This window comes from Sorangium sp. So ce1504, assembly GCF_051521635.1.
GTDB lineage: Bacteria > Myxococcota_A > Polyangia > Polyangiales > Polyangiaceae > Sorangium > Sorangium cellulosum_B.
Genome location: NZ_CP150365.1, coordinates 4,002,475 through 4,015,329, shown reverse-complemented (window position 1 = coordinate 4,015,329; position 12,855 = coordinate 4,002,475). Strand labels below are relative to the sequence as shown.

The window sequence follows — 12,855 nt, the reverse complement described above, 5'->3', positions numbered from 1 at the left end:
AGGGCCGCGCCGCGCCGCGCGCGGTCACGCCGCCCGGGGCCTCGTCTCGGGCGAGAGCGGCGTGAGCTGCTCGACGGTGTAGGCGTATTCGTAGGTCTTGCGGAACTCGCGCCAGCTCCGGAGCTGCGGCATCCACTCGTCGTCCCGCAGCGCGCTGAGCAGGAGCAGGATGCGCGACTCGGAGGACAGCCGTATCACGGCGTCGCGCGTCTCCTGCGTCGCCATGCAGAGCTCGAGATCGGTCGCCGTGCGGATCCCATGCGCCTTCAGCCTCGAAAGGATGCTCGACGGCGCGTTCCGGGACGGCTCGGCCTCGTCTCGCGCGTGGAGATACAGGATCGCCTGATCCACGAGGTCGACCAGGCGCGGGGCCGGGATGCGCGTGCGCAGGATCAGCTCGATCAGGTTGTGGTGCGCGAGGTTCTCGATGTTCTCGATGCCCTCCTCGAGCAGGCGCGCCTTGTCGTAGAGCGTGATGCCCTCGAGATGGGTCAGCGGGTCGCGGTCCTTCAGGGTCGGGACGAAGAACGTGACCATGCGCGTCTTGAGCAGGTCATGGAGAACGGCGAGCCCGGTGTCCGGGACGATGCCAATGAAGAAGGCGAGCACGAGCAGCTGCCAGGGCGCGTTGTCGATGGGCGCCGCGCCGCCCGACGGCGAGGCGCCCTCGAACGTCTTGCTCATGACCCAGGCCAGGATCGTGGCGATGATGATGCGCACGGAGATGTGGCTGTACGCCTTGGGCCCGAGATCCGCCCGCACATAGCGGCGGAATACCATGTTGAGCGCGAAGAAATACGTCCCGAGGAACGCGAACGTGAAGGCGGTCCGGTTGGGGATGAACAGGGAGTGAAGCTCGACCGGCTTGTCCCCCAGCGTCTCCGCCACGGACGCCACCGTCGGCAGCGCCGAGATCACCCAGCCGACCGAGAGGAGGAACGTGCTGAGGATGATCGGGACGAAGAACAGCGGACCGCGCCGGGTGTCCAGCGCGTCCTTCATCAGCGGAGAATAGGCCCGCTCCGCCTCGTCGATCGTGCGGAGCGCGGGGTCGAGCCGCAGCACGTCGCGGTGAAACTGCTCCTTCACCACGTTCCGGCGCTGCTCCGCGAACAGAAAGAACAGGAGCGCGGGCAACGTCGCCGCGGCGCCGATGAACAGCGCAAAGAGGAGCAGCAGCGCCATGCTGCGCATCGATAACGTGAAGATCTCGTGAAGGCGCGTCTCGGCCTGCAAGAGGACCGTGGCGGCGGGGATGCCGAACCCCACCAGGCACACCGCCAGCATGCCGATCGCGCGCCAGAACTGGTCGCGCAGCATCAACGCGGTGCTGCGATGGCGATGCCGGGCCCAGCGCTCCAGCGACGGGAACACGGTGAACGCGATCATCCCGACGCCGACCGTGCCGAAGGCCAGGCGGGCCCAGCCGTCCAGCGTGACCATGAACAGCGACGTGAGCCCCCCGAGGACCAGCACCCCCGCGATGGCGGCGGCGTCGAGGCTCGGCTCCTCGGCGTGGACCGGGGCGCGCTTCTCCACATAACCACGCTCGAGCCAGACGCTCAGATCCAGCCCCTGCGCCGCCGTCTCCGTCGTGCGCACCACGTCGAAAGGCGCCACGACGAGATCGCTGCCATCGCGCCGGATGCAGATCCGGCGAGCCGTCTTGTTGACGAGCTCGATCTCCTCGGCGGGCGGCGCCTGCCGTGCGTCCCCTCGCCCGCAGGGCGGCCGCCGCGCCCGCTCTGGCCTGGAAGGAGCCTGCCCTGCCTCCGGCGAGGCCTCCTGATGGCCTGACTGCCCCTGCCGCCCCCCGGTCGTCGGGCTCACGAGCACCAGCGGACCGCCGTCGCGCTTCGAATCCGAGCCGCTGTGCTGGCGCGACGGCAGCTGCTGCAGATCCTCGAGCTCCCCATCTGCCATGGCGTTTCCCCTCGATCGGCGCGGTCGCCCCTGATCCCTGCGGCGGCGACTCGACGACAGGTTGGGGCCCAGTCGAGCTTATGCCCATCGACGCTCCTCCGCGAGAGCGCGCCGCATCGTGGAGGTCTTCCCGGTCGTGGCCCGTCCGGACGGACGCTGCGGGATCCCGTGGCTCGGCTCCTCGGGTACGTCACGGGGGCCCCATGCCCCCTCCCCTCCCCCTGCCCCTCCCCGTTCGCTGCGATGCGCCTCCACCCCCGGCTGCGATCTGATAGAGCCCTGGCGCGTGCGCTCTCTCACTCTCCTGCTCTGGCTCCTCCTCGCGTCGGCGCCCGCCGCGGCGCGGGCCGACGCGGCGCCGCCCGGCGCGCCCTCACGGAAGGCCGAGGCGGCCGCGTCACGGGTGGTGATCGTCGAGGCCGGCGTGAACGACCCGCTCGTGCTCGAGGCGGCGACGCGGCTGCGGGCCGAGCTCGGCGCGGCGGGGTTCGAGGTGGTGCGCGTCATGCGAGCGCCCGAGGGCGATCTGCGCGCAGGGCTGGAGCGCGCCGCGAAGGAGGCAGACGCGTTCGCGGCCGCGACGATCGTCCGCTCGCGGACGGGCGCGACCGCCGACCTCTGGATCGTCGATCGGGTGACGCAGAAGACGGTGGTGCGCGCCGTGGAGGCGGCCGGCGCGGCGGCGCCGTCGGTGATGGCCGTGCGCGCGGTCGAGCTCCTGCAGGCGAGCCTGCTGGAGGCGAGCCTGCAGGAGCCGCACGGGCGCGCCGCGGAGGACGGCGGCGCCGCCGTTCCCGACGACGTGCGGCGGTGGATGGCGCCGGTCCGGCAGCGGGCCGGGATGCCCCCTGCGCCGGAGCGGGCCGGGATGCTCGCGGGCGTGGGCGTGGAGGCCGGCTTCGTGGCGCTCCTGAGCGCAGACGGCGTCGGGCCGGCGCTGGGGCCCGCGCTGCGGCTGTCGTACGGGGTCGGCGCGGACGGCCGCGGCGGCGCGCTGCCCGCGGGGCTCGCGGCGCGGCTGACGTTCGCCGGGCCGACGCTGGGGCCTACGCTCGAGGGCGAGCTCGGCGCGGTGTCCGTCCGTCAGGAGATGGCCTTTCTGGAGGCGGTATGGGCGCTGGACACGGGCGGCGCGATCTCGCCTGTGCTCTCGGCCGGCGTGGGCGGAATTCACCTGTTCGTCAGCGGTGATCCCCTGCCGCCGCTGCGGAGCGCGACGGGCGATGTCTGGTCGGTCGCCGCGGCCCTGGGCGGGGGCGCCGGGCTGCGCCTGACCGACCGCGCAACCCTCCTGGTGGATGCACACGCGATCTTCGCCGAGCCCCGCGCCGTCGTGACGCTCGGCGGCGAGCGGCTCGGCACCGCGGGGAGACCGACGTTCGCCGGGTTTCTGGGGCTGCTCGTGCGGCTCTGAGCGGGCCGCGCCCGGGTGGGCCGGCGGGGGGCCGCGAACGCCGGCACAAGGCGGTTTGCCGATGTTGGAGAGGCGCCGATTCCGGTACCGTCTGTGAATCAGTCGATGGCGCGCCCGATGGGGGCACGGCCTCCTGGTTCGGGTGACAGCGATGAGAGTGCGAAGAATTGCGGCGGCTTTGCTCACCACGGTCGCCTTTTCGACGGGATTTCTCGGCTGCTCTGACGATTCCGACGACGGCGCGGGAGGCACATCGACGAGCGACGGCGCGGGCGCCGGCAGCAACGGCGCGGGCGCGGCGGGCCATGGCGGCTCCGGCGACGGCGGCTCCGGCGACGGTGGCTCCGGCGACGGCGGCTCCGACGGCAACGACGGCGGCTCCAGCGCCCAGAGCGGCGCCGGGGGCGGCGACGGCGGCTCCGGCGACGGCGGCTCCGGTGACGGAGGCTCCGGCGAAGGGCGGGGGCTCGGCGCCCGGTGCGAGAAGGACGCGGACTGCGGCCGGCGTGGCCTCTGCTTCACGGAGTCGGGCGACGAGTTCCTCGGCGGAGGCCCGGCGGGCGGGTACTGCACGACCACGTGCACCGGAGACAGCGATTGTGAGGGCGAAGGCAGCGCGTGCTTCGACGGCCTCTGTCTTCTCGGCTGCACCTCGGGCGAGCCCCCGCTCGAGACCATCGTCGACGAGCTCGATCCGGCGAAGTGCCGCGGCCGCGAGGAGCTGCGCTGCGAGGACATCGAGGATGTGTCCGTGTGCATGCCGAACTGCGGATCGGACAGCCAGTGCGGCGGCCGGGTGTGCGATCCCCGCATGAACTTTTGCGTCGACGAGCCTACGCAAGGGCTGCCGGCAGGCGCCGCGTGCGCGCTCGAAGCCGACGGCACGGATCCCTGCGCGGCGTGGTGCATCGACATCGGCGCCGACGTCGGCGTGTGCGCCGAGCTGTGCGGGATCGGCGGGGACGTCGCCAACGAGGACTGCGGAGGGCTGGAGAACGGCCTCTGCGTGTATCCTCTGGCGGAAGATCCCGGGGTTGGTGACCTCGGTCTGTGCGCGCCCGCGTGCAACAGCCACAGCGACTGCCTGCTGCCGCACGCCTCGTGTGTGTTCCTCGGAGAGGAGACCAACGGATTCTGCCTCTTCGGAGTGACGAAGTGCCCGAAGGGCCAGAGGGCCTGCGCGAACGGCGAGGTCTGCACCTTGACGCCTGAAGGCCGTTTGTGCCTCGACGAGAATTTCCCCCTGGAGGACCCAGGGACAGGTGGTGCGGGTGGTGGTGGCGGCGCCGGTGGAACGGGCGGCGCGGATGGCACCGGTGGCGCCGATGCAACGGGCGGCGCCGATGCCGCGGGCGGCGCAGGCGGCACGAACGGCGCAGGCGGCACGGATGCCTCGGGTGGCGCAGGCAGCACGAGTGGCGCGGGTGGCGCAGGCAGCACGAGTGGCGCGGGCGGCACGGATGGCGCGGGCGGCGCAGGCGGCACGAATGGCACGGGCGGCACGGATGCCTCGGGTGGCGCAGGCGGCACCAATGGCGCGGGCGGCACGAATGGCGCGGGCGGCACGGATGGCACCGGCGGCACGGATGCCTCGGGTGGCGCAGGCGGCACCAATGGCGCAGGCGGCACCAATGGCGCAGGCGGCACCAATGGCGCAGGCGGCACCAATGGCGCAGGCGGCACCAATGGCGCAGGCGGCACCAATGGCGCAGGCGGCTCCCTCGATGGCTCGTCGGTGTCCGCCGGGGGCGCCGAGTAGCGGGAAGCGCGATCAGGGCGCTGGCCGCTCCTGTCCAAGCAGCAGCGTTGTCGCTTCGGGCGCTCGCCAGTCCCTCGCGCCCGTGAAGCGGAGGGACATCCTGCCGTCCGCCTCCACCAGGAAGGTGTCGGGCAACGTCGAGACCCCGAACCGCTGCTGCACCGCAGGGGATCCGGCCCGCACGACGCCGGGAGGGACCTCGCCCCCGAAGAAGGCGCGCACGACGTCCCAGTTCTCGTCGACGCTCACGGCCACGACCTGGAGCCTCCCGGCCTTCTCCAGCTGCTGGCCGAGCTCCAGCAAGCGCGGGAGCTCGGCGCGGCAGGGGCCGCACCAGGTGGCCCAGAAGTGGAGCAGCACAGGCCGGCCGTGCAAGGCGGCGGCGCGAAGCGAGGTCCCGTCCGGTTGCTCGAAAGCAGCGTCGGGCACGCGCTGGCCGTCGTGGAGCCGCTCGACAGCGAAAGGGCGACCTGGCCGCCCGGCGCCGCGGCGGCGCTCCACGGCCCAGTAGAGCCCCACCGCGAGCGCCTGGACGAGGATCAGGACGCCCGCGGTGACGGCGATCGTGCGGAGGCGGGAGCGCGCGCGCACCGGCTACTCCGCCGCAGGCGACAGGGCCGGGCCGGCGCGCCGCGGAGGCTCGGAGGCGCCCGCCTCGCCCGCGGCGTCCGCGCGGAGCCTCCCGCCGACCACGCTGTAGAGCGCCGGCAGGACGAGCAGCGTGAGCAGCGTGGAGGAGATCACGCCGCCGATCACGACGGTCGCGAGCGGGCGCTGGACCTCGGCGCCGACACCCGTGTTCAGCGCCATCGGCACGAAGCCCAGGGAGGCGACAAGCGCCGTCATGAGGACCGGGCGGAGGCGCCGCTCGGCCGCGAGCTCGATGGCGTCCCGCACGGGCATCCCGGCCGCGGTGAGCTGCCGGATGGTCGAGACGAGCACCATGTCCCCGAGCACCGCGACGCCCGACAGCGCCACGAACCCGACGCCCGCGGAGATGCTGAAGGGCAGATCGCGAAGCCAGAGCGCGACGACGCCGCCGATCGCCGCGAACGGGACGCCCGTGAAGACGCGGACCGCATCCAGGAGCCGCCCGTACGTGAAGTAGAGCAGCAGCAGGATCAGCCCGAGCGCGATGGGCACGACGACGAGCAGGCGCGCCTGCGCCCGCTCGAGGTGCTCGAACTGCCCGCCGAAGCGGACGTAGTAGCCGGGCGGGAGCTCGACCTCCCGATCGAGCCCCGCCCTCGCCTCCTCGACGAAGGTGCCCACGTCGCGGCCCCGGACGTTCGCCTGCACGACGATCCGGCGCTTGGCCCACTCGCGGTTGATCGCGGCCGGCCCCTCGGTCGTGCGGATCTTCGCGAGCCGCGCGAGCGGGATGCGCTCCCCGCCGGCCGCGGTGACCAGGATGCGGCCGATGGAGGCAGGGTCCTCCCGGTAGCGATCATCGACGCGCAGCACCACGGGGAAGCGGCGCTCGCCCTCCTGGAGCTGCCCCACTTCCCGCGCGCCGAGGGCCTCGACGACATCCAGGACGTCGGCGGCCGCGATGCCGTGGCGGGCGATGGCGGCGCGGTCGACCTCGATCTCGAGCACGGGCTGGCCCGTCACCTGCTCGGTCACGACGTCCGCGGCGCCGGGGATCTTCTTGAGGGCGGCCTCGATCTCGCGCGCCTTCTGCTTGAGCGTGTCGAAGTCGTCGCCGAACAGCTTCACCCCGAGATCGGCCCGGATCCCCGCGACCATCTCGTTGACCCGCATCTCGATCGGCTGCGTGTAGATGACGCGCATGCCCGGCATCCCCGCGAGCTCGGACTCCATCGCCTGGACGAGCTCGTCCTGCGTGGCAGCGCGCTTCCATGCCTCCCGCGGCTTGAGCGTGATGAACATGTCGGACAGCTCGAGCCCCATCGGGTCCGTCGCCACCTCCGCGGTGCCCGTGCGCGTCCAGACGCGCTCGATCTCGTCCGGGAACCTCTCCAGCAGGACCCGCTCGAGCCGGGTGCCGTAGCGGATCGACTCGCCCGCCGAGACCCCCGAGAGCCGCACGGTGTTGGCGACGAGGGTGCCCTCACGGAGCCGCGGCACGAACTCGGCGCCGAGCCGCGTCGCGAGGAAGGCCGCGTTGCCGAGGAGCAGCGCGGCCCCGGCGAGCACCGCCCAGCGCCACCGCAGCGCGAGCTGCAGCGCGGGCCGGTAGGCCCGCTTGAGGAGGCGCACGAGCACGTTCTCGCGCTCCTTCATGCGGCGCGGCAGGAGCAGGCTCGCGAGCGCCGGCATGAGCGTGAGCGACAGGATCATCGAGCCGATGAGCGCGAAGATCACGGTGAGCGCCATCGGCCGGAACAGCTTCCCCTCCGCCCCCTCGAGGGCGAGGATCGGCAGGTAGACGATCATGATGATGAGCTCGCCGAACATCGTCGGCTTGCGGACCTCGATCGAGGCGTCGCGCACGACCTCTGTCGTGCTCCGGTCGCTCGTGTCCTCCGAGAGCCGCCGGACCGAGTTCTCGACCATGATCACCGAGCTGTCGACGACGAGGCCGAAGTCGATCGCGCCGAGGCTCATCAGGCTCCCGGCGACGCCGGCGCGCAGCATGAGGTCGAACGCGAAGAGCATCGACAGGGGGATGGCCGAGGCCACGATGAGCCCGGCGCGGAGGTTGCCGAGGAAGACGAAGAGCACCGCCACGACCAGGAGCGCGCCCTCGAGCAGGTTCTTCCTTACGGTGCCGAGCACCTTGTCGATGAGCTCGGTGCGGTCGTACACGACGGCGACGTCGACCCCTGGCGGCAGGCTCTTCTCGACCTCCGAAAGGCGCGCCTTGAGCCGCGTCGTGACGTCGTGGCTGTTCTCGCCCATCAGCATGAAGCCGAGACCGAGCACGACCTCCCCCTTGCCGTCGGCGGTGACCGCGCCCCGCCGGATCTCGCGCCCCTCGCCCACCCGGGCGACGTCGCGCACCCGGATGGGCGCCCCGCCCTTGGCGGCGACCACGATGTCCTCGATGTCGCTCACGCGCGTGGCGATGCCGATGCCCTGGATCAGGCTGGATTCGCCGGCCTGGTCCAGGTTGCCCCCGCCCACGTTGGCGTTGTTGCGCTCCAGGGCCTCGGAGAGGTCGTGGAGCGAGAGCCCGCGCGCGGTGAGCTCCGCCGGGTCGACGAGCACCTGGATCTGCCGCTCATCGCCGCCCCACGCGTTCACCTCGGCCACGCCGCGCACCGAGCGGAGCTGCGGCGCGATGACCCAGTCGTGGACCGTCCGCAGCTCGCTCAGCGACTTGCCCTTGCCCGTGACCACGTAGTGGAACACCTCGCCGAGCCCGGTGGCGACCGGGCCGAGCTCCGGGCGATGGATCCCCGGCGGCAGCGTCACGGTCTGGAGCCGCTCCATGACGACCTGGCGGGCCAGGTAGATGTCCGTGTCGTCCTCGAAGCGGGCGGTGACCTGAGAGAGGCCGAAGCGGGAGAGCGAGCGGACCTCCTCGAGCCTGGGCAGGCCCGAGATGGCCTGCTCGACGGGGGCCGTGATCTGGCGCTCGATCTCGACGGGAGAGAGGGCCGGGGCGACGGTGTTGATCTGCACCTGCACCGGCGTCGTGTCCGGGAAGGCGTCGATCGGCAGCTGACGGAACGCCAGGACGCCCGCAAGGGAGAGGCCGATCGAGGCCAGGATCACGAGGAAACGGTGGCGGAGCGACCAGGTGATGACGGCGTTCAGCATCGCGCGCGCCTCAGTCCTCGCCGCAGCAGCCGGCGCCGATGCTCTCCTTGAGGGTCTCGGTCTTGAGCAGGAAGCTCCCTTCGGTCGCGACCTCCTCGCCCGGGCGCACGCCCCTGGTCACCTCGACGACATCGCCCTCGGTCGCCCCGATCTCGACCCGCCGCGCCTCGAACTGGTCGTCCGCGAGCCGCACGAACACGAGCTTCACCGTCCTCGCGCGCTGCACGGCCGCGCGGGGCACCACGACCGCCGCGCGGGATGGGGCGAGGATGCGCGCCCTGCCGAACATGTTGGCCCGCAGCGCGCCGCCCGGGTTCGCGAGCGGCACGCGCGCCTTGGCGGTGCGCGTGGCCGGGTCGATGGCCGGCGCCACGTAGGTGATCTCCCCCTTGAGCTCGCGCCCCGCGATCCCGTCGACCTCGATGACAACGGGCTGCTTCAGCGAGACGGCCGGGAGGTCGGTCTCGGGGACGTCGAGCTCGGCCCACATGCTCGAGACGTCGACGACCTCGAACAGGGTCTCCTCGACGCCGACGAGCCTGCCCACGGTCGCCTTGCGCTCGGTCACGATGCCGGCGAGCGGCGTGGTGAGCGTGTAGCCCCCGCTGCCGCCCGCGCTCGCGCCAACGACGGCCAGGGAGGCCGCGAACGAGGAGCGCTCGGCGCGGGCGGCGTCGAGCTCCTGCTGCGCGGCGAGGACGCTCCGGCGCGACGAGATCCCCTCCTTTTCGAGCTGCTCCTCTCGCTTCAGGTTCTCCTCGGCGATCGTGAGGCGCGACTGCGCGCTGGCCAGCCGCGAGCGATCCGCCCCGACCTCGGCGCTGTCGATGACCGCGAGCGGCGCGCCCTTCTTGACCTCCGCGCCGACGTCCACGTGGAGCTGCCGGACGACCCCCGCGGCGCGGGCGTTGATCTCCGCGACCTTGAGCGCGTCGTAGGCGATCCTCGCGGTCACGGGGATGCCGCCGCCGCCCTGACGCTCGACGGCCTTCGCGGTGAGGATCCCGGCGAGCCGGGCCGTGTCCTTGGTCTTGAGCTTGACCTTCGTCCCGTCGGCAGGCGCGCCGTCGCTCGCCACGTCGGCCGCCGGCTTGCCTCCGCGCTCGGGGTGGCAGATGGGGCAGATGGACTCCGGGAGCTCGTGCTCTTTGCACCAGTCTCCCTTGGCCTGGAAGATCGGGACGAGCTTCGGGTTGCATTTCGTGCAGAGCGCCTGCAGCACGCCGTGCTCCTTGCACAAGGCGCCCTCGACGGCCGCCGCCGCTTTGGGCTTCGCCTCGGCCTTCTCCTGCGCAGCCCTCTCGGCCCCCTGCGTTTCGCATCCCGCGAGAGCAGCGAGGAGCAGGAGCACGATGACGTAGGTACGATGAGCCATATCAGCTCCCCTTCGGCGGCCTGACGATCTTCAGATCGGGGTTGCACTTCAGGCACTGCGACTCGGGCAGCCCGTGCTCCGCGCACCAGTCGCCCGTGGCCTTGAAGGCCGGGATCAGATCCGCGTTGCAGCGGGTGCACTGCGACTCGGGCACCTGGTGCTCTCCGCACCAGTCCTCGTGGGAGCCGGGCTTCACGTCGGCCGGCGCGTGCGGCGCTTGCGCCGCCTTCGCCTGCGTCTGCTCGGGCGCGGCCTTGCCGGCGCTCGGCGCCTCCTTCGAGCACGACGCAGCACCGAGGGCGAAGACGCAGATCACGAGCGAGATGGAACGAAACTTCATGGGCTTTTTCTCCTTGTTGTTCACAACGTCACGTGACGGACGAGTCTCGGGCATGCGGTCGCTCTCGCGCGCCAGCGCGCCGCCGCTCAGCGCAGCGCCACCGCCGACCTGCCCGCGAGCGTGACGCGCAAGCTGGGTAGATCAGAGCTGAACCTGCGCGCTGGAGCGGGCGCGCGACGACGCGCCGCGATCACGCCCTCCGCTCGGATCCACCAGGGCGCTGAGCCACGCCGCGATCCGCTGAGGCCACCGAGGGCGGACAAGGCCCACGTGGAGCTCGCAGAAGCGCGATCGACGGCTCGTGCCGCGAAGCGGCCATCAGCGCCGTGCTAGGCGAGGCGCCTTGGGACGTGAAGCACTTCCCGCGCCTCGGGTGACGGGGGCGCGCGCTGGGGCAGGAGCAGCAGGAGCTCCGCGGAGGACGGCGCCAGCAAGACCGGAACGCTGGGCGAGGGCGGGACCGCCGGGACTCTCGCCGCGCAGCACCCCGAGGCGCAGTCCAGGGGACAGGGGCAGTCCCCCTGGTCGTCATCGTCGGGACACGACTCGCCGCAGTCATCGACGGCCACGAAGGCGTACGCCGCGGTCAGCTGGCTCGTCACCAAGGCAAGCACGAGCAGGGAGAGCAGCCGGATGAGCCGCCGGGGCCATCGGGATCGGGGATGCTGCCTTCGCTGCCGGGTCACGAGCCGACTGAGCCTACCATGTGAACCGAGGGACGCGAGCACCAACAGACGCCGGGGCCGCCCGACGTCGGCGCCGTGCGAACGGGCGCGGCACGCGACGCTTGGAGGATCTCGGTGAGGCGCCTGCACGAGGGAGCAGCGCCGCGACCCTGGCATCCGGAGAGCATATCTGAACTGGGCCAGGAGACCCCCTCAGCAACAGCCGTGATCGCCGCGCCACGTCGCGGCGCCCTCCTTCATGACAAACGCAGCCACGAACAAGGCGGCGATCGGGTCCGCCCACCACCAGCCGAGCGCCCCGTTGAGCCCGATCCCGGCGAGCGTTGCCCACGACAGCCACACGCAGGCGGTGGTCTGGAAGGCATCCGCTTCCATGGCCCGGCTGCCGAGGTCCCGCGCCACGCGACGCTTCGCGCGCGCCAGCCAGCGCATGACGACGAGCGACAGGCAGGTGATCCCCACACCTGCCAGGGTGAACTCGGGCCGCTCGCCGTCCCGGAGCGCCTGAACGGCGTCGAAGGCGACATAGGCAGCCAGCAGGAACAACGACACGGCCACCAGCCGCTGGGCTCGGCGCTCGACGGCGTCAATCGCCTCGCTCGACAGCCGGAGCGCCGTCTCCGCGCGGAGGCGCCAGATCATCACGAAGCCCGAGGCGCACTCGACGAAGCTGTCGATGCCGAAGCCGAGGAGCGCGACGCTCCCGGCGAGGAGGGCCGCCGTCACGGCGACGACGCCCTCGACGATGTTCCAGCTGACGGTCAGGTACTCGAGCCGCAGCGCTCGCTTCACGTGCTCCAGCCGGCCTCGCTCCTCCGTCCCTGTGGAGCAGGTCGTGCAGTGGTTGCAGGTCGCTTCCTCGGTCATCTCCATCGCGGATCTCCACCTCGCAAGGATCGACGAGCCGACCCCTCCAACCTTACGCGGATGCTGGGAGCCGGGTCGCGCGGGCTCGCGGACGCCCTCGCGCGTCTCGCTGCGCCGCAGAATTCTCTGAAACGGTTGAGAGAGGAGCTCGTCGGGAGCAGAATCGGAGGTGCCATGGACTCCGACAAGCGGACCCGAGCGGCCCATGCCGTGCGCGAAGCCCTGGCGACCCAGCGCAGCGCGTTGCTGGAGAGCGTGCGGCGCAGAGCAAGGGCAGGCGTCGACGCCGAGGAGGTGCTCCAGCGCGCAATCGAACGAGCGCTGGACCGCAGCGACCAGGTGCGCGACCCCGCCCGAGCCGCGGCGTGGGTGGGGCGCGTCGTGCACAACGTCCTCCTCGACGAGCTGCGCAGGAAGCACGACGTGGTGCTACCGGTCGATGAGCTCGAGCTGGCGCCCGTCGGGGACGACGGCGTCGACTGCTGGTGCGTGCTCGTTCAGGCCGAACAACTGAAGCCCGAGTACGCGCTCATCCTGAAGCGGGTCATCGTCGATGGCATGGCTGTCACGGACGTTGCGGCCGAGCTCGGCGTGACGCCGGGCAACGCGATGGTGCGGCTGCACCGCGCCCGAAAAGCGTTAAGGGATCGCCTGAAGGAACACTGCGGGACGACGTCGGCACGGTCCTGCTCGGACTGCGGCTGTGCTGAACGAGGCTGTTGCCCGCGGTCGTGACGATTCGTAGGACGCTCACGTCGGCGG

General features: G+C 71.9%; 10 protein-coding genes. 3 read left to right on the top strand and 7 right to left on the bottom strand.

Going from position 1 to position 12,855, the window contains the following annotated elements:
- Window positions 1-24: 24 nt before the first annotated feature.
- Window positions 25-1,923, bottom strand: coding sequence for a hypothetical protein (locus WMF39_RS15220; RefSeq protein ID WP_437746232.1), 1,899 nt, complete (start codon window positions 1,921-1,923; stop codon window positions 25-27).
- Between the two features lie 286 nt (window positions 1,924-2,209).
- Between WMF39_RS15220 and WMF39_RS15215 the strand changes: the two genes are divergently transcribed.
- Together WMF39_RS15215 and WMF39_RS15210 are read left to right on the top strand one after the other, a co-directional pair.
- The gene (locus WMF39_RS15215; protein ID WP_437746231.1) at window positions 2,210-3,337 is read left to right on the top strand and encodes a hypothetical protein; all 1,128 of its coding nucleotides are present in this window, start codon (window positions 2,210-2,212) and stop codon (window positions 3,335-3,337) included.
- A gap of 151 nt (window positions 3,338-3,488) precedes the next feature.
- Window positions 3,489-5,096: a hypothetical protein gene (locus tag WMF39_RS15210; RefSeq protein WP_437746230.1), complete on the top strand. Its 1,608-nt coding sequence runs from the start codon at window positions 3,489-3,491 to the stop codon at window positions 5,094-5,096.
- 12 nt (window positions 5,097-5,108) lie between these two features.
- Here the strand turns inward: WMF39_RS15210 and WMF39_RS15205 are convergent, their stop codons facing one another.
- From WMF39_RS15205 to WMF39_RS15180, 6 genes are all read right to left on the bottom strand, one after another.
- Window positions 5,109-5,687 (bottom strand): TlpA family protein disulfide reductase, encoded by a 579-nt coding sequence (locus WMF39_RS15205; RefSeq protein WP_437746229.1) that lies wholly within the window; start codon window positions 5,685-5,687, stop codon window positions 5,109-5,111.
- A 3-nt stretch (window positions 5,688-5,690) separates the two neighbouring features.
- Entirely contained in the window at window positions 5,691-8,825 is a 3,135-nt protein-coding gene (locus tag WMF39_RS15200; protein WP_437746228.1) for an efflux RND transporter permease subunit, read from the bottom strand.
- Window positions 8,826-8,835: 10 nt separating this feature from the next.
- Window positions 8,836-10,200: an efflux RND transporter periplasmic adaptor subunit gene (locus WMF39_RS15195; protein WP_437746227.1), complete on the bottom strand. Its 1,365-nt coding sequence runs from the start codon at window positions 10,198-10,200 to the stop codon at window positions 8,836-8,838.
- 1 nt (window position 10,201) lies between these two features.
- Complete coding sequence (locus WMF39_RS15190) at window positions 10,202-10,540, bottom strand: hypothetical protein (protein WP_437746226.1); 339 nt, start codon at window positions 10,538-10,540, stop codon at window positions 10,202-10,204.
- Window positions 10,541-10,869: 329 nt separating this feature from the next.
- Entirely contained in the window at window positions 10,870-11,142 is a 273-nt protein-coding gene (locus tag WMF39_RS15185; protein ID WP_437746225.1) for a hypothetical protein, read from the bottom strand.
- A 276-nt stretch (window positions 11,143-11,418) separates the two neighbouring features.
- Window positions 11,419-12,099 (bottom strand): cation diffusion facilitator family transporter, encoded by a 681-nt coding sequence (locus WMF39_RS15180; RefSeq protein WP_437746224.1) that lies wholly within the window; start codon window positions 12,097-12,099, stop codon window positions 11,419-11,421.
- A 168-nt stretch (window positions 12,100-12,267) separates the two neighbouring features.
- Between WMF39_RS15180 and WMF39_RS15175 the strand changes: the two genes are divergently transcribed.
- Window positions 12,268-12,828, top strand: coding sequence for an RNA polymerase sigma factor (locus WMF39_RS15175; RefSeq protein WP_437746223.1), 561 nt, complete (start codon window positions 12,268-12,270; stop codon window positions 12,826-12,828).
- Window positions 12,829-12,855 lie beyond the last annotated feature (27 nt).